The following is a 16157-nucleotide window of genomic DNA, read 5'->3' as shown; positions in this document are numbered from 1 at the left end:
TCAAGTTATAGGCAGCGTCATGGCAAGAGAAAAGCGCAGCACGGCTAGGGCTGATTAAGCTTGCCGTTCCGAGAACGAAACCAGCCTGAACGGTCTGGAGTGGCTGGGCGGCTGAAACTGACTTTGCCCCACCTGAAACGCAAACGCTTCAATCAGCGAGGTCTGTTCACTGTCATCGAGACCGAGTTGGCCGGTAGTCTGATCGATGAGTTCAAGTTGCCAGGCGATTAATGTGAAGCAGTCCTTGAGCGCGTCCAGGGCTTGATCATGCAGGTCCATGTGGTTCTGCGCGTGGCTTAGCAATCCATGAATATGCAGCGAGAATTCCGAGACCGCCGCCAATGCCAGAGCATCAGCCTTGCTGGACAGCTTGAGAAGGGTGCTGAGCATGCAATCGATGGCATCCTTGTCATTGCTGATCAGTTGCAAATGACTCAGGCATTCCTCGGATTTGGCCAAGAGTGTTTCAGCCTCGACGAGAAACTCTGGAAATCGCTGAGCCCACTCTTTGGTGTCGTTCGGCATGTTTATCTCCACAACGTCATGTCAGATGAGGGAATGTCGTGTGTGCCGAAGAGAACCATAGGTGTCCCGGCGCCGCCAAGCCTTCGTGAGATCGCGCTCCGGCAGGTTTGAGCGCCGGCTGGGGAACTCGAGAGGGTGGATGGCCACTGACCTGCGATCGCACACAAAAGCCTGACTCCGTTCATGCAATGAGAATGGCGTCACATTAATGGCTATTGGATACTGCGAATATCAGGTTGGGCCTGATTGTTACTAGGGGAATCCCTTACGCAGGGGAACCTGACGTACAAACCGAGGTCGCGCCGCAGGGAATGAAAGCAGATGAAATCACAGCGCCAGTAAAGCATGATGTTAATGTGACATCAATGTCTGATCGTGGCATTTTGTCTGGGGGTCAAGGTCCGGCAAAAACAGCCGATAACTCCCTTTAGTGAATTCATCAGAACAAGCCCAGGAGTCATCAATGGCCGGCATTCTCGACACGGTAGACCAACGCACGCAACTGGTGGGTGAGAATCGCCTGGAAATTCTCATGTTCCGGCTGGCCGGACGGCAATTGTTCGCGATCAACGTCTTCAAGGTCCAGGAAGTGCTGCAGTTGCCGAAGCTGACCCTGATGCCCCAACGCCATCCCTTTGTTTGCGGCGTGGTCAACCTGCGGGGCCAGACGCTGCCGGTGATCGACCTGTCCCAGGCCATCGGCATGCGTCCGCTGGTGCCAAGCCCCACCAGTACCATCATCGTCACCGAGTACAACCGCTCGGTGCAGGCATTCCTGGTCGGTGGGGTGGACCGCATCGTCAACATGAACTGGGAAGCCATTTTGCCCCCGCCGGCCAGCGCTGGTCGCCAGCATTACCTGACCGCCATCAGCAAGGTCGATGATCAGTTAGTGGAAATCATCGACGTCGAAAAAGTCCTGGCCGAAATCGTTCCGTACAACGCCAAGGTATCGCGCGAAAAACTCGATGATCCGGTTCTGGAGCGCGCCCGTGGTCGTGAAGTGCTGCTGGTGGATGACTCGAACGTGGCCCTTTCGCAATTGCGCGACACCTTGGGTCAACTGGGCGTGAAGATGCACATCGCCAGCGATGGCTTGAAGGCGCTGAACATGCTCAAGGCCTGGGCCGATACGGGCGAAGTCATGACTGACAAGCTGCTGATGATCTTCACCGATGCGGAAATGCCGGAAATGGACGGCTATCGCCTGACCACCGAAATCCGTAACGACCCCCGTTTGCGCGGCCTTTATGTGGTCTTGCACACCTCGCTGTCGGGCAGCTTCAACGACTCGATGGTGAAGAAGGTCGGCTGCGACAACTTCCTCTCCAAGTTCCAGCCCGACAAACTCGTCGACGTGGTGCGCCAGCGCCTGATGCTCGACGCCGTACCTGCCTGAAATGGGTATGTAGGAGCCAGGCTTGCCGCACCGCTGGCTCCTACGAAAAGCGGGCAAGCGCTCTCAACAGGGCTTTGATTCGTCGATCAAGCTCGTATAGGGTGGCGTTTTTACCTACCAGGGAGCTGGCCATGCGTCTGAGCGCGCTTTATCGTTTTCCATTGAAATCCGGCAAGGGCGAGACCCTCAATCAGGTCAGTCTGGACAAGCTGGGACTGGACGGCGATCGACGCTGGATGCTGGTGGACGAGGCCAGCGGGCGCTTCCTGACCCAACGCGCGGTCGCGAAAATGAGTCAACTGTCGGCGTTGTGGAATGCCGACGGCGGCTTGACCCTCAGTGCCCCGGGTCACTCGCCGATCGGTATTGCGTTGCCTGACGGCGATGCCGATTTGCGAGGGGTGACCATCTGGCGTGACACCTTGCGCGTTCCCGATGCCGGCGATACGGCGGGTGCCTGGGTCAGTGAGTTCATCGGCAAGCCGACGCGTCTGGTGCAAGTGCCGCTTGATCGCGCACGGACCACCCAGGCCGGCTACGGCAAGGACGATGATCAGGTGGCTTTTGCCGACGGCTTTCCGTTGTTGCTGATTGGTCAGGCGTCGCTGGAGGACTTGTCGAGCAAGGTCGGGCGGCCGCTGGAGATGTTGCGTTTTCGGCCAAATCTGGTGATCGAGGGGAGCGAGGCGTATGCCGAAGATAGCTGGAAGCGCATCCGCATTGGCGACATTGAGTTTCGCGTGGTCAAGTCCTGCTCACGCTGCATTCTGACCACTATCGACCCGCAGACCGGTGTACGCAGCGAAGATCGTGAACCGCTGGCCACCTTGCAGAAATACCGCACCGAGGCCGATGGCGCGATGTTCGGTCAGAATCTGGTCAACGACAGCAATGGCCGGCTCGAAGTCGGCATGCCCGTGACAATCCTCGAATAAAAGCCCTTCAAAAAAAATGCCCGCGTCCAAGGACACAGGCATTTTTTTTCGCTGTGAAAACCCGGGGGTTTAGCCGCGGTATTCGCACAGGTAGGCGGTGTCGACGGCCACTTTCAGCTGGAACTTGCTGTTGGCGGGCACGTTGAACTGGCTGCCGGCGGCGAAGGTTTCCCAGGTGTCGCTGTCAGGCAGTTTAACGGTCAGGGCGCCGGACACCACGTGCATGATTTCACGCTGGCTGGTACCAAATTCGTATTCGCCCGGTGCCATGACGCCGATGGTCGCCGGACCTTCAGGGGTGCCAAAGGCGATCGACTTGACGGTGCCGTCGAAGTACTCGTTGACTTTAAACATGGGCGGTTCCTCGAAAAGGGCTGAAAAGGGCCGGCCAGTATGCACAAGGTGTCGATAGGCGTCACCTCCTGCACTCAAGGATTAGCGGGGAAAATCAGCGGTAACAAACGCGCAGTATTGCGCGCGTCTTCCAGTGCCCGATGCTGCTGGCCGTTGAACTGCAGACCCGCCAGTTGCAAGGCTCCATTGAGGTTCAGCGGGCGCTCGAGCCGACAAGCCTTGGCGAAGCGTTGCTTGAGGTTCATGTGCGGCACCCGGCTCAGGGCGCTGTCGAGTTGCAGGCGCTGCCAGTCCTGAAGCAGTTGTTTGCGGTCGTAATCGCCCCAACTGGCCCAGCCTTCCAGGCGCGCGTGATGGTGGCCGAGCCAGCGTTCGAACAACGGCCAGACGTCGGTGAGCGGCAGTGCGGCATCGATATTGGCCTGGGTGATGTGGGTCAGTTCCCGGCAAAACGGTGTCAGCAAGGGCCGGCGCAACGGGCGCACGAAGCACTGGAAGTGATCCAGTTCCTGGCCCTTGCGGTCCACGAGGGTGGCACCGATTTCGATGATTTCCATTTCTGTTACTGGCCAGCCACCCTCATCGGTGGTGGCTTCCAGATCAATGACCAACCAGTGAGGCATCGCAGGGTTCCTGGTATCCGCGTCCTGATAGGGCTTGAGCGTAGCCAAACCCGGCGGATCCGCCTAGCGGCTTATTCGACCTCTAACAAAATCTGACGATTTTTGACCTGATCGCCGACCCTGACCTGCAAGCGTTTGAGCACGCCGTCGATACCCGATTTGAGCGGATGCTCCATTTTCATTGCTTCGAGCACCACCAACAGCTGACCTTTGCTGACCGGGCTGCCCTCGCTGACCAGTACATCTACGATCGCCCCGTCCATCGGCGCCTTGAGCGTTCCGGAACTGACACTGGCCTGGCCGCTGACCAGCGCCTGGGTCTTATCGACCAGCCGCAAGCTGCCGGGGCGCGTGAACAACCACAGTTGCCCGGCTTCGAGGCGATAGGCATGGCGTTGGCGAATGCCGTCGATTTCCAGGGTGGCCCAGCGTCCGTCGCATCCGATGACCTTCAGTTCGATGGCGCGAGCGCCGACCTGAGCACGGTAGGGCTGGCCGGGCTCAGCGTTAAATTCCACCGGCCAATCCTGATCCTCCAGGCCGATTCGGTAGTGCAAAGGCACGCTGGCGTTGTTGCGCCAACCGGCCAGCGGGGCGCGGTGAACCTGTGCGCAAGCTTGATAAAAAAGCGCCGCGGCGATGGCCAGTTCTTCGGCGCTCGGCACGTGGGGATGCAGGCACGGATGATCGGCGAAGTACGTGGGGATGAACCCGGTGCTGATCTCGCCGCTGATGAACTGTGGATGTTCCAGCAGGCTGGCGAGCAAGCGCTGATTGCTTTGCACGCCCAGCAGCACGCTGTCTTGTACAGCCCGCAGCAACTTGCGCCGGGCTTCTTCGCGGGTGGCACCGTGGGTGATGAGCTTACCCAGCATCGGGTCATAGAACGGGCTGACAGACTGGCCTTCGATCAGGCTATGGTCGATCCGCACGCTGCCCTGCAATGCAGGTTCCCAGGCTGCGATTCGTCCGGTTTGCGGCAGAAATCCCTGTGCTGGATCTTCGGCATACAGGCGCACCTCCATGGCATGCCCGTTGAGTTGCACCTGCTCCTGTCGCAACGGCAGTGGCAGTCCTTCGGCGACGTGTAACTGCCAGGCCACCAGATCGAGGCCGGTGATCAGCTCGGTCACCGGATGTTCCACTTGCAGCCGGGTGTTCATCTCCAGGAAGTAGAACTGCCCGCGAGCATCCAGCAGGAACTCCACAGTGCCAGCGCCGACGTAATTCACCGCGCGCCCCGCCTTGAGCGCGGCTTCGCCCATGGCCTGACGCAGCTCGGCGGTCATCACCGGGCAGGGCGCTTCCTCGATGATTTTCTGGTGGCGGCGCTGGATCGAACAATCGCGCTCGCCGAGGTAGATCAAGTTGCCGTGCTGATCGCCGAACACCTGAACCTCGACGTGACGCGGGTCGATCAAGGCTTGCTCGAGGATCAGTTCGTCGCTGCCAAACCCATGCAGCGCCTCGGAGCGTGCGGTACGGAGTTGCTCCAGCAACTCGGCGGCGCTGTGCACCAGACGCATGCCACGACCGCCACCGCCGGCACTGGCCTTGATCATCAGTGGGTAGCCGATGCGTTCGGCTTCGCGGCTCAGGGTTGCGTCGTCCTGTTCACTGCCCTGATAGCCTTTGATGCAGGGCACGCCCGCTTTGATCATGGCGAGTTTCGACAGACGTTTGCTGCCCATCAACTCGATGGCTTCGGGGCTGGGGCCGATGAAGATGATGCCGGCCTGTTGGCAGGCAAGGGCGAATGCTGCGTTTTCCGAGAGGAAGCCGTAACCGGGGTGGATCGCATCGGCACCGGTGCGCCGGGCGGCGTCGATGATTGCCGGGATGTTCAGATAAGACTGGTGCACTGGGGCCGGGCCGATGTTCACGGCTTCGTCGGCCATTTGTACATGCAGGGCATCGGCGTCGGCATCGCTGAACACGGCGACGGTGCGGTAGCCCAGGTTTTGCGCGGTGCGCTGGACGCGGCAGGCGATTTCACCGCGGTTAGTGATCAGGATTTTGCTGAAGGCGGGCATGGGGTCTTCTCTCAAGTTGTGCGGTGAAAGTGCTGGCCTCATCGCGAGCAGGCTCGCTCCCACAGGGGTTCTATGTCGTTCACAAAACCTGTGGGAGCGAGCCTGCTCGCGATGCTTTTAAGTAGCCCAACCCGGTTTACGCTTCTGCACAAAGGCCATCGTCCCCTCGACCCCTTCATCCCCGGTCACCGCTTCACAGAACCACTCGGCCGCCTGATCCAGCAGGCCATCCGAGAGTTGCCCGGCACTCGCCAGCAAGAGTTTTTTGGTCGCCGCATTCGCCCCCGGCGCGCAGCACAACACATGGGCCAGCACTTCATCGAGTCGCTCGGCCAAGGCTTGCGGGTCATGCTCGACAAAATGCACCAGACCCATGCGCCGCGCCTGGTTGCCATCGAACCGTGCGGCGGTCAGGGCCAGTCGACGGGCCTGAGTCAGGCCGATGCGCTGCACCACGAACGGCGCGATCTGCGCCGGCAACAGGCCGAGGCTGGTCTCCGGCAAGCCGAATTGCGCCTGATGATCGGCCATGGCGATATCGCTGACGCAGGCCAGACCGAAGCCACCGCCAAGCACCGCGCCTTGCAGCACCGTGATGACCACTTGCGGCGCGTGCTGAGCTTCTTCCAGCAAGGCGCCGAACGCACGGTTCAATTCGCGGTAGGCGGTCGCGCCTTGAGCACGGGCATTGGCCATGTCCTTGATGTCGGCACCGGCACAAAAATGCCCGCCGGCACCGCCGATCACCAGCGCGCGAACTTGCCGGTCATCCCGCACCGCCGCCAGCACCGCGCGCAGTTCGGCGACCATTTGCAGGCTCATGGCGTTGCGACTGTCGGGGCGATTGAGAGTGATGTGCAAGACGCCGTTGTGCCGTTCGAGCAACAGCGTCTGACAAACAGGGAGGGTGCTCATTTCTTTTTCCCCGGCAGGATGCCCATGAGTTTGCAGATGATCCCCAGCATGATTTCGTCGGCACCGCCGCCGATCGACACCAGCCGCACGTCGCGGTAAGCCCGGGCCACCGGGTTGTCCCACATGAAGCCCATGCCGCCCCAATATTGCAGGCAACTGTCGCTGACTTCCCGACCGAGGCGCCCGGCCTTGAGTTTGGCCATGGACGCCAGACGAGTGACGTCCTGGCCTTTTATGTATTGCTCGGTGGCCTGGTAGACCAGCGCCCGCAGGCATTCGATTTCGGTTTGCAATTCGGCCAGACGGAAATGGATGACCTGGTTGTCGATCAGCGCATTGCCGAAGGTTTTGCGCTCCTTGCAGTACTCGATGGTGCTGTCGACGCAGTACTCCAGGCCCTTGATCATGTTCGCCGCGCCGAACAGCCGTTCTTCCTGGAACTGCAGCATCTGCATCATGAACCCCGCGCCTTCGTGGCCGATGCGGTTGCGTTGCGGCACGCGCACGTTGTCGAAAAACACCTGGGCGGTTTCCGAACTGCGCATGCCGAGCTTGTCCAGGTGCGAGCTGAGGCTGATGCCCGGGCTGTTCATCGGCACCATGATCAGCGACTTGTTGATGTGCGGTTTGTCGTCCGAGGTGTTGGCCAGCAGACAGATGAAGTCGGCGCTCGGCGAGTTGGTGATCCACATCTTGCTGCCGTTGATCACGTAGTCGTTGCCATCCTTGCGGGCGGTGGTTTTCAAACCGGCTACGTCGGAGCCGGCGCCGACTTCGGAGACGCCGATGCAGCCGACCTGTTCGCCGGTAATCGCCGGCCGCAGGAATTCTTCGCGCAGTTCATCGGAGCCGAAACGCGCCAGGGCCGGGGTGCACATGTCGGTCTGCACGCCGATGGACATCGGAATGCCGCCGCAATGAATGGTGCCGAACTCTTCGGCGGCCACAATCGAATAGCTGTAATCGAGCCCCATGCCGCCGAATTTTTCCGGTTTTGAAATCCCCAGCAAACCGAGGTCGCCCGCCTTGCGGAAGATCTCATGGATCGGAAAGCGTCCGGCCTTTTCCCATTCCTCGACATGAGGATTGATCTCGTGATCGACGAATTGGTGGACGGTGCGGCGCAGTGCTTCGTGTTCCTGGGTGAAGATCATTTTTTATTGTTCTCCTGATCGCCGCTTAGAAGCGGGCTACGCCGAAACTGTTGGATTGCAGCGAACGAACCTCGGCCTCATGGCAGATATCCAGCAAATACCCGAGCAACGTGCGGGTGTCCCGCGGATCGATCAGCCCGTCGTCCCACAGGTTGGCGCTGCCATACAGCGCGGTGGACTGGCTGTCGAGTTTCTGCGCGGTGACCTGTTCCAGCATGTCGAGCATTTGCGGATCGGGCACCAACCCGTCCTTGAGCTGTTTGGCTTCGGTGACGATCCGCAACACTTTGCCGGCCTGGGCGCCGCCCATCACAGCGGTGCGGCTGTTGGGCCAGGCGAAGATGAAACGCGGGTCGAGGCCACGGCCACACATCGCATAATTACCGGCGCCGTAGGAGCCGCCGACGACGATCGTCAATTTAGGCACCCGAGCATTGGCCACCGCTTGAATCATTTTGGCGCCGTGCTTGATCACCCCTTGTTGTTCCGACTCGGTGCCGACCATGAAACCGGTGGTGTTGTGGAAAAACAGCAGGGGCGTCTGACTCTGATCGCAGAGCTGAATGAACTGTGCAGCCTTGCTCGCACCTTTGGGCGTAATCGGGCCGTTGTTGCCGATGAAGCCGCAGGCTCGACCTTGAATCTGCAAATGCCCGCAGATTGTTTGCGGGTCGAACTCGCCCTTGAATTCGAGAAAGTTCGAAGCGTCGGCAATCCGGGCGATGATTTCGCGCACGTCGTAGGGCTTTTTCGGGTCATCCGGGATCAGACCCAGCAGTTCGTCGATGGGGTAGAGCGGTTCTTCCCACCGACGTTCGGGTAACCATGGCAGTTGATCGTTCCACGGCAACAAACTCATGATCTCGCGCACCTGGCGCACACCATCGGCATCGTTTTCGGCCAGGTATTCGGCGGTGCCGGCGGTTTGCGCGTGCATCTCGGCGCCGCCCAGTTCTTCGTCGGTAGCGACTTCACCAGTGGCGGCCTTGAGCAGCGGCGGCCCGGCGAGAAACAGCTTGGCCTTGCCGCGCACCACCACCACGTAATCCGACAACCCTGGTTGATAAGCACCGCCCGCCGTGGCCGAGCCATGGACCACGGTGATCTGCGGCAAGCCCATGGCCGACATCCGCGCCTGATTGGCAAAGCTGCGCGCGCCTTCGACGAAAATCTCCGCCGCGTAATTGAGGTTGGCGCCCCCACTCTCCGCGAGGGTGATCACCGGCAGTTTGTTTTCCATGGCGATCTGTTGCAGGCGCAGGGATTTTTTCAAACCGCTGGGGGAAATGGTCCCACCCTTGATCGCGCTGTTGTTCGCCACCACCAATACCCGTGCGCCGGACACGTAACCGATCCCGGCGATCAAACCGCCGCCAGCCGAGCTGCCGTCCTTGTCGTCGTGCAGCTTGTAGCCGGCCAGGCTCGCGAGTTCGAGGAATGGCGCGCCGGGATCGAGCAATAGATTAAGGCGTTCACGGGGCAGCAGTTGCCCGCGCTTGTCGAACCTGGGCTTGGCTTCGGCGGCTTTGCTCAGCAGGTTCTGCTCGAGCTGACGGACCTGCTCGATGCCGGCCAGCATAGCCGCCCGGTTGCGGGCGAACGGTGCGCTGAACGGATCTACCTGGGACTGGATGACCGGCATGGTTATTCCTTGTCCTTGAACTCGTCTGGATTGGACGCGTCTGGTTTGGGCACGTCGGGTCGGAGTACTTCGGGTAAATAGGCGCGGTGAAAGCCGTTGTACGAATGACTGTTCTGCGCCTTGTGCATCGGCCAGGCCCGCCCGCCGAGGCTGGCGGCACCGTCGATGCGCAATGTGCTGCCGCTGACAAAAGCGGCTGCCGGGCTGAGCAGGAAAACAATCGCCGCGCTGATTTCCGATTCAGTGCCGATGCGCTTGAGCGGCACGTGTTCGCACAGGGTCGGGATCACGGCCCGGAACGCGCCTTCGTAGGTGTCCATGCCGCTGGAGGCGACCCAGCCTGGCGCGACGGCGTTGACCCGCACGCCGGCGTAGCCCCATTCAAACGCGGCGGTCTTGGTGAAGTTGTCCATGCCCGAGCGCGCCGCGCCCGAGTGACCCATGCCGGGCATGCCGCCCCACATGTCGGCGAGCATGTTGACGATGGCGCCGCCGTGCTTGCTCATGGACTGATTGAACACCTCACGGGCCATCAGGAAACCACCCACCAGGTTGGTGCGCAGGATGGTTTCGAAACCTTTCTGATTGATCGACGCCAGCGGCGAGGGGTACTGCCCGCCAGCATTGTTGACCAGTCCATGAATCGGACCGTGTTTGCGGATCAGCTCGCTGACCAATTGCGTGACGGCGTCTTCATCGCGGATATCGCAGACCTGCCAACTGGCTTTACCCCCGTCTTCGGTGATTTCAGCGGCGACCTTTTTCAGTTTCTCGACATTTCGCCCCACCAGCAGCACCTGCGCGCCGAGGGCTGCGAGCTCGTGGGCGGTGCAACGACCGATGCCGCTGCCGCCACCGGTGACGATGATGTTTTGGCCAGCGAACAGGTCGGGTTTGTAAATCGAGTCATAAGCCATGGCGACGGTCCTCTAGTTGACCTGATCGGCGATGCGTTGCGGCACCGGAATCTGGATCTCCAGCAGTTGTTGAGCGAACGCCTTGCCTTGCGGATCGATCCGAAGGCTGGCCACGCCACCGCCGCCGAGTGCGTTCTCCAGAAGAAAATTAAAGCTCTGAGTGCCGGGTAAATACCAGCGTTCGACACGCCCGTGGATCGGGTCGAGGACATGGCTCATCCAGTCGACCATCACCTCCGGTGTCAGCGCTTCGGCGATCCACGGCAGGTAGTCGGGATGGCGGGCCATGACGCCGATATTGCTGTGATTGCCCTTGTCGCCGGAGCGCGCCACGGCGAGTTTGATCAGGGCCACGCTGGCGTCGGCGCGTTCTGTGGGTTGGGGCGGATCGAACGGTAGCGGCAAGTCAGCCGGGTCGAGTACATCGAGGGCGGGCAAGGCGCATGGGTGACGCTCACCGACGAGGTCGATTTCCAGGGTGCAGGCCGTTTTGTCGATCAGGAATGAAAATAGCCGGATGAGTGGGTACACCGTCGGCCGCCCGCCGACGATCCCGGTCAACCCCGGTGCCATGCCGGTGGCGGCTTGGGCGATTTCCCGGGAGAACAGAATCAAGGCCTGTTTGCCCGGATGGCGCACGGCGAGTTTGATCACCACTTCGCGGCTGTCCTGGCGCTGGCCATGAGGGCCATAAGTGGCTTCGCTGCCCAGTAGCTCGATGTTCACTTCGCTGTAGGGCGCCCAGCCGCGCTGGCTGAAGATTTCCGAGGTTTTGTTGATGATCGCCTGGCTCACCCGTCGGGCCTTGGCCACGGCATCGATTCCGGCGATCAGGCAGCTGGCGGTACAGCGGAAACCGTCCGGATAGGTGGCGCTGACCTTGTAGTGATCGGTTGGCGGCAAGCCTTTTGCGCCATGCACCTGAACCGTGTTTTTGCCTTGTTGCACGAGTTTGACCTGACTGAAATCGCACACCACGTCGGGCAGCAAATAGGCCTGCGGGTCGCCGATTTCATAAAGCATCTGCTCGCCCACCGTCAGGGGCGTGACCAGACCGCCGGAACCGTCGGGTTTGCTGAGGATAAACTGGCCGTCGGCGCCGACTTCGACGATCGGAAAGCCGATGTGTTCGTAATCGGGCACGTCGTGCCAATCGGTGAAATTGCCGCCAGTGCATTGGGCGCCACATTCAATGAGGTGCCCGGCCAATGCAGCTTGGGCGAGTTTGTCGTAGTCGTGCCACGACCAGCCGAACTCATGCACCAGCGCGGCGCTGACCACGGCGCTGTCGACCACACGTCCGGTAATCACAATGTCGGCGCCCAGACGCAGGGCTTCGACAATGCCCGGCGCGCCCAGATAGGCGTTGGTCGACACGCACATCGGCGGCAGCGGCGCGCCACTGAACATCTCATGGAGGCCAAGGCTGCTCAGGCGTTTGAACTGCGGTTGCAAATCGTCGCCCGACAACACGGCAATCTTCAGCGCCACTCCGGCCTTGTCGCAGGCCGCTTGCAGGGCCGCGGCACACGCCTGTGGATTGACGCCGCCGGCATTGCTGATAACGCGGATCTTTTGTTCCGCGAGTTGGTTGAGGAGAGGGCTGAGGACTTCGATGAAGTCGCTGGCGTAGCCGGCCGCCGGATCTTTCATCCGCGCCCCGGCCATGATCGACATCGTGATTTCGGCCAGATAATCGAACACCAGGTAATCCAGCCGCCCGCCTTCCACCAGTTGCTCGGCGGCGGTCGAGGTGTCGCCCCAGAATGCGCTGGCGCAACCGATGCGGATTGTTTTAGGCGCAGCCAATTCCATAACCACCTCCGACAGAAGTGTTTCGAGACTACCAAGCAAGCGCTTGGTTTGTAAACGACTGAAATATCTTCTACCCAAGCGCTTGCTTGGTCGCCCCCGCCAGCTTAAATTGCCCGCGCAAGCCCGCTGTTTTAGCGGGCAGCGGCGCAATTGATTGATCGACTGTAGGAGAGAACGGGTGGACGAGCAAAAAGCCCTGAGGGTGATGCGCGAATTGGTCGACAGCGGCCAATTGACCGACCCGGACAGCGCTCGCGGCAAACTGCTGCAAGTGGCCGCTCACCTGTTTCGCAATAAAGGTTATGAACGTACCACCGTGCGTGATCTGGCTGGTGCGGTGGGCATTCAGTCCGGCAGCATTTTTCATCACTTCAAAAGCAAGGACGAGATCCTGCGGGCAGTGATGGAAGAGACCATTCGCTACAACACCGCGTTGATGCGCGCAGCCCTGGCCGAAGCCGGCAGTGTGCGCGAGCGGGTTCTGGCGCTGATTCGTTGCGAATTGCAGTCGATCATGGGCGGCAGCGGCGAGGCCATGGCAGTGCTGGTGTATGAGTGGCGTTCGCTGTCAGCAGAAGGTCAGGCGCAGGTCCTGGCGTTGCGTGATATTTATGAAGACATCTGGTTGCAGGTGCTGGGCGAAGCCAAGGACGCCGGTTTTATCCGTGGCGACGTGTTCATCACCCGCCGTTTCCTGACGGGCGCGTTGTCCTGGACCACCACCTGGTTTCGTGCCGATGGCAGCATGAGCCTTGATCAATTGGCCGATGAGGCGTTGATTCTGGTGCTTGAAGAACGGCAGTGAGCCGTCTATCTCGGCAAGAAACTGGCTAAGTCGGCGAAACCGCCTAGCTTGTATGCATTGATGAGTATTTTTTTGGGGAGTGGGCTGTTTTGATGTCTTCGCCAATTCGAACGGCGTCGCGGCTTTTGCTGGCGGCGCTTGCAGTGTGCTGGGTGTTGCCGTCTCAGGCTGCACAGTTGGTGCGGGTCGGTGCCGCACATTTTCCACCCTACACCGTGCGTCCGGAGTCCGGTGCCGACACAGGTCTGTTGCCGCAACTGGTGGAAGCGCTGAATCGGTTGCAAAGCGACTATCGGTTTGTGCTGGTACCCACCTCGATTCCCCGACGTTTCAACGATTTCAAGGAAGGCCGGGTCGACATGGCGATTTTCGAGAACCCGGACTGGGGGTGGAAGGACATCCCGCACACCCTCGTCGACATGGGCCTGGAAGATGCAGAAATCTTTGTCGCGCAGAAGAAACCCGATCGCGATGAGCATTACTTCAAGGACCTGACGGGCAAGCGCCTGGCGCTGTACAGCGGCTATCACTACGAGTTTGCCAATTTCAATGCCGATCCCAAGTATCTGGCCGACGCCTACAAGGCCACGCTGACCTATTCCCATGACAGCAACTTGCTGATGGTGCTGCGCGCACGAGCGGACATTGCCTTGGTGACACGTTCCTACCTGAGCGATTACCTGCTGCGTAACGAGAAAATCGGCGAGCAGTTGCTGGTGTCCCAACGCATCGATCAGGTCTATCACCATTACGCGCTGATTCGCCCGCAGGCACCGATTACTGGCGAAGCATTCGGCAAGTTGCTGCAAGGCCTGCGAGACAATGGGCAGATGCTGAAGATTTTCGATCCCTACAAAATTGCCTTGGTACCGGGCAAACCCTGATTCGTGCCCCCTGATGAGTGCCATGAGACGCGCATTTGGCGACGGCGCTTAAATTTCCTGCTCCGGCTCACGTCACATCGTTGAACTGTCGACGATTACCGTGAGCCCCTCCCATGTCCAATCTGAATGACTTGACCACCCTAGCCCTGCCGTCAGGCAACTGTCTTGTAGCCGATGAAACCGCCAGCCGCCTGAGCCTCAGCCTGCAAGGGCAGCCGTTGATCGAACTGCGGCTGACCCGCGAGCCCGAGTTGCATCTGCGGCTGGAGGAACGCTTCGGTCGTCCTGATGGTCAGGCATTCTGGGCGGCCTGCTATTGGCTGTTTGCCCGTGACGCGGCTTGTCAGCGTCTGACCTGGCAACTCGATGACGTGCCCACCGAAGCCTTGCTCAGCGGGTTGCTGATCGCGACCGAAGTCACCGGTCAGTATCGCTGCGAACGCACGCTGTTCTGGCAATTGCCCCAGCCTTGGCTGGGTGAGTCGCGCAACGGCTGTTATCCGCAGCAAATGGTCATCAGTGGCGGCAAGCGCCATCCATTGCGTGCGGTGAAACCCCGTGGTGAGGTCTATCGACGCTTCGATGCGCGGCTCGGTGCGTGGGTCTCCCTGCGCACGGTAGAAATCGAGCATGACCTGGCGCGTTTCAACCGCTGGCAGAACAGCCCGCGGGTGGCGAGTTTCTGGCAGGAGGAGGGCAGTCTCCGGAAGCATCGCGAATACCTGAGCAAGCTCGAAGCCGACCCGCACACCTTGACGCTGATCGGTTGCTTCGATGATCAGCCGTTTGCCTATTTCGAAGCCTATTGGGCCAAGGAAGATCGCATTGCGCCGTTCTATGACGCCGGCGATTACGACCGTGGCATTCACATGCTGGTGGGCGAAGAACATCACCGCGGCCCGCACAAGGTGGCGAGCTGGCTATCGGCGCTGGTGCATTACCTGTTTCTCGATGATCCACGCACTCAACGGCTGGTCGCCGAGCCTCGCGCCGACAACGCAAAGATGATCGGGCATATGCACAATCAGTGTTTCCACTGCGAAAAAGAGTTCGACTTCCCGCACAAGCGCGCGGCGCTGATGGTGCTGGGGCGTGAGCGGTTTTTTGATCGGTGTTCGTTGGCTTGATGCGTAAGGCTCAAGACTTGCTTTGGTCTTGAGTCAGCCATCGCGAGCAGGCTCGCTCCCACATTGAATCTCCTGTGAACACACCATTTGTGAACACCGCAGATCGAATGTGGGAGCGAGCCTGCTCGCGATGGAGGCGCCGAGATTCCAGATCCTAACGGCGGGCAAAGGTATCCGCACGATTGCCCGACACCTTGCGGCAATGCACCAGCGCGTCACGAATCATGAAGTTCACCAGGGTTGGCGAGACGCCGAGTTCCTTGGCGATGTCTTTTTGCGGTACGCCGTGCAGACGGTACATCTCGAAGGCGTAACGGGTGCGACTGGGCAGCTCCGTCAGCGCATCGGCAATGTTTTCCAGGGTCGAGAAATTCATGTGCGAGGTTTCCGGCGAAGCGCCCTGAATCACCACGTTCAGACCTTCCTCTTCCGGCCCCGAATACTTCTGCTCCAGCGCCTGCTTGCGGTAATGATCGATCGCCAGGTTGCGCACGATCTGGAACAGGTAGCTGAGCTGCGCCTTGATTGAGGACGTGATCTGCGGCGCCGATTGCAGCCGGAAGAACGCATCCTGCACCACGTCTTCGGCGCGTGATCGGCAACCGGTGATGCGGGCGGCAATCTTGACCAGAATCAGTCGATTGTCGACGAAGGCCTGAAGTAGCGGTGAATCGCACCTGCTTGTGGATACTTGTTCCGTCATTGGAAATCACCTTGCTGCAAATAGGGTCGTGGGACGACAGGGGGTCAGATTCGTCCTACGCATCGAGCGACAAATTAGGCTTAATGATAATGATTGTCAATTGAGAAAGAGAATTAATGCTCCACAAAAGAGCAGAGTGAGAACTGCGACACGCTGACTCACCTACTGGCTGCAAGCCTGCTGGCGCTCAAGCCTGGCGACTAATTATTTCAAGACCTCATCCGTTCTCATTGGTGAATGGCTGCGGGCGCAAGCCCCGGCCAGAACAGCATTCCCAAGCCTCGCGCGGTCGGCGAAGACCGCGTCCTGCATGTCCATGAACGGGC

15 protein-coding genes are annotated in these 16157 nt (G+C 60.1%); 5 read left to right on the top strand and 10 right to left on the bottom strand.

All coding sequences use genetic code 11. The features are described from left to right. Window positions 1–54: 54 nt before the first annotated feature. Window positions 55–525 carry a hypothetical protein gene (locus ACYZT2_RS20150; protein ID WP_461966735.1) on the bottom strand — a complete coding sequence of 157 codons (471 nt, stop codon included), beginning with the start codon at window positions 523–525 and terminating at the stop codon, window positions 55–57. Between the two features lie 463 nt (window positions 526–988). Here ACYZT2_RS20150 and ACYZT2_RS20145 point away from each other — a divergent pair, with 463 nt between their 5' ends. Then, the gene (locus ACYZT2_RS20145) at window positions 989–1924 is read left to right on the top strand and encodes a chemotaxis protein CheV (RefSeq protein WP_461966733.1); all 936 of its coding nucleotides are present in this window, start codon (window positions 989–991) and stop codon (window positions 1922–1924) included. 131 nt (window positions 1925–2055) lie between these two features. Then, the gene (locus tag ACYZT2_RS20140) at window positions 2056–2859 is read left to right on the top strand and encodes an MOSC domain-containing protein (protein WP_461966731.1); all 804 of its coding nucleotides are present in this window, start codon (window positions 2056–2058) and stop codon (window positions 2857–2859) included. A gap of 69 nt (window positions 2860–2928) precedes the next feature. On the opposite strand, the gene ppnP is transcribed toward ACYZT2_RS20140, so the two are convergent. The 8 genes from ppnP to ACYZT2_RS20100 form a co-directional block, all read right to left on the bottom strand. Then, entirely contained in the window at window positions 2929–3213 is a 285-nt protein-coding gene (gene ppnP / locus ACYZT2_RS20135; protein WP_461966729.1) for a pyrimidine/purine nucleoside phosphorylase, read from the bottom strand. Between the two features lie 74 nt (window positions 3214–3287). Beyond that, window positions 3288–3836 carry a 3'-5' exonuclease gene (locus ACYZT2_RS20130; protein WP_461966727.1) on the bottom strand — a complete coding sequence of 183 codons (549 nt, stop codon included), beginning with the start codon at window positions 3834–3836 and terminating at the stop codon, window positions 3288–3290. Between the two features lie 71 nt (window positions 3837–3907). Continuing rightward, a complete protein-coding gene (locus ACYZT2_RS20125) occupies window positions 3908–5869 on the bottom strand; it encodes an acetyl/propionyl/methylcrotonyl-CoA carboxylase subunit alpha (RefSeq protein ID WP_461966725.1) in 1962 nt (653 codons plus the stop codon). Between the two features lie 117 nt (window positions 5870–5986). Next, on the bottom strand, window positions 5987–6784 hold the full coding sequence (locus tag ACYZT2_RS20120; RefSeq protein WP_461966723.1) for an enoyl-CoA hydratase/isomerase family protein: 798 nt from the start codon (window positions 6782–6784) through the stop codon (window positions 5987–5989). Beyond that, window positions 6781–7938 (bottom strand): citronellyl-CoA dehydrogenase, encoded by a 1158-nt coding sequence (atuD, locus tag ACYZT2_RS20115; RefSeq protein WP_461966721.1) that lies wholly within the window; start codon window positions 7936–7938, stop codon window positions 6781–6783. The genes ACYZT2_RS20120 and atuD overlap by 4 nt, the downstream gene beginning before the upstream one ends. Window positions 7939–7963: 25 nt before the next feature. Beyond that, the gene (atuC, locus tag ACYZT2_RS20110; protein ID WP_461966719.1) at window positions 7964–9580 is read right to left on the bottom strand and encodes a geranyl-CoA carboxylase subunit beta; all 1617 of its coding nucleotides are present in this window, start codon (window positions 9578–9580) and stop codon (window positions 7964–7966) included. Between the two features lie 2 nt (window positions 9581–9582). Further along, window positions 9583–10497 (bottom strand): SDR family oxidoreductase, encoded by a 915-nt coding sequence (locus tag ACYZT2_RS20105; protein WP_461966717.1) that lies wholly within the window; start codon window positions 10495–10497, stop codon window positions 9583–9585. 12 nt (window positions 10498–10509) lie between these two features. Further along, window positions 10510–12312, bottom strand: a complete 1803-nt coding sequence (locus tag ACYZT2_RS20100; protein ID WP_461966715.1) for an acyclic terpene utilization AtuA family protein — start codon at window positions 12310–12312, stop codon at window positions 10510–10512. A gap of 178 nt (window positions 12313–12490) precedes the next feature. On the opposite strand from ACYZT2_RS20100, the gene ACYZT2_RS20095 reads away from it, so the two are divergent. From ACYZT2_RS20095 to ACYZT2_RS20085, 3 genes are all read left to right on the top strand, one after another. Continuing rightward, window positions 12491–13117: a TetR/AcrR family transcriptional regulator gene (locus ACYZT2_RS20095; RefSeq protein ID WP_038982266.1), complete on the top strand. Its 627-nt coding sequence runs from the start codon at window positions 12491–12493 to the stop codon at window positions 13115–13117. Between the two features lie 92 nt (window positions 13118–13209). After that, a complete protein-coding gene (locus ACYZT2_RS20090) occupies window positions 13210–14001 on the top strand; it encodes a substrate-binding periplasmic protein (RefSeq protein ID WP_461966713.1) in 792 nt (263 codons plus the stop codon). 113 nt (window positions 14002–14114) lie between these two features. Beyond that, window positions 14115–15128, top strand: a complete 1014-nt coding sequence (locus ACYZT2_RS20085; RefSeq protein WP_461966711.1) for a GNAT family N-acetyltransferase — start codon at window positions 14115–14117, stop codon at window positions 15126–15128. A 154-nt stretch (window positions 15129–15282) separates the two neighbouring features. On the opposite strand, the gene ACYZT2_RS20080 is transcribed toward ACYZT2_RS20085, so the two are convergent. Continuing rightward, window positions 15283–15831 (bottom strand): RNA polymerase factor sigma-70, encoded by a 549-nt coding sequence (locus ACYZT2_RS20080; RefSeq protein WP_007894994.1) that lies wholly within the window; start codon window positions 15829–15831, stop codon window positions 15283–15285. Window positions 15832–16157 lie beyond the last annotated feature (326 nt).

This window comes from Pseudomonas sp. MDT1-85 (assembly GCF_054898065.1).
Note: the sequence above shows the minus strand (reverse complement) of the source record. Positions and strands in the feature narration are given on the sequence as shown.

Coding starts and splice junctions, on each gene's coding strand:
- ACYZT2_RS20080 (WP_007894994.1), bottom strand. CDS start 15,831: ATGACGGAACAAGTATCCACAAGCAGGTGCGATTCACCGCTACTTCAG.
- ACYZT2_RS20105 (WP_461966717.1), bottom strand. CDS start 10,497: ATGGCTTATGACTCGATTTACAAACCCGACCTGTTCGCTGGCCAAAAC.
- ACYZT2_RS20090 (WP_461966713.1), top strand. CDS start 13,210: ATGTCTTCGCCAATTCGAACGGCGTCGCGGCTTTTGCTGGCGGCGCTT.
- ACYZT2_RS20145 (WP_461966733.1), top strand. CDS start 989: ATGGCCGGCATTCTCGACACGGTAGACCAACGCACGCAACTGGTGGGT.
- ACYZT2_RS20150 (WP_461966735.1), bottom strand. CDS start 525: ATGCCGAACGACACCAAAGAGTGGGCTCAGCGATTTCCAGAGTTTCTC.
- ppnP (WP_461966729.1), bottom strand. CDS start 3,213: ATGTTTAAAGTCAACGAGTACTTCGACGGCACCGTCAAGTCGATCGCC.
- ACYZT2_RS20085 (WP_461966711.1), top strand. CDS start 14,115: ATGTCCAATCTGAATGACTTGACCACCCTAGCCCTGCCGTCAGGCAAC.
- ACYZT2_RS20120 (WP_461966723.1), bottom strand. CDS start 6,784: ATGAGCACCCTCCCTGTTTGTCAGACGCTGTTGCTCGAACGGCACAAC.
- atuC (WP_461966719.1), bottom strand. CDS start 9,580: ATGCCGGTCATCCAGTCCCAGGTAGATCCGTTCAGCGCACCGTTCGCC.
- ACYZT2_RS20125 (WP_461966725.1), bottom strand. CDS start 5,869: ATGCCCGCCTTCAGCAAAATCCTGATCACTAACCGCGGTGAAATCGCC.
- ACYZT2_RS20140 (WP_461966731.1), top strand. CDS start 2,056: ATGCGTCTGAGCGCGCTTTATCGTTTTCCATTGAAATCCGGCAAGGGC.
- atuD (WP_461966721.1), bottom strand. CDS start 7,938: ATGATCTTCACCCAGGAACACGAAGCACTGCGCCGCACCGTCCACCAA.
- ACYZT2_RS20130 (WP_461966727.1), bottom strand. CDS start 3,836: ATGCCTCACTGGTTGGTCATTGATCTGGAAGCCACCACCGATGAGGGT.
- ACYZT2_RS20100 (WP_461966715.1), bottom strand. CDS start 12,312: ATGGAATTGGCTGCGCCTAAAACAATCCGCATCGGTTGCGCCAGCGCA.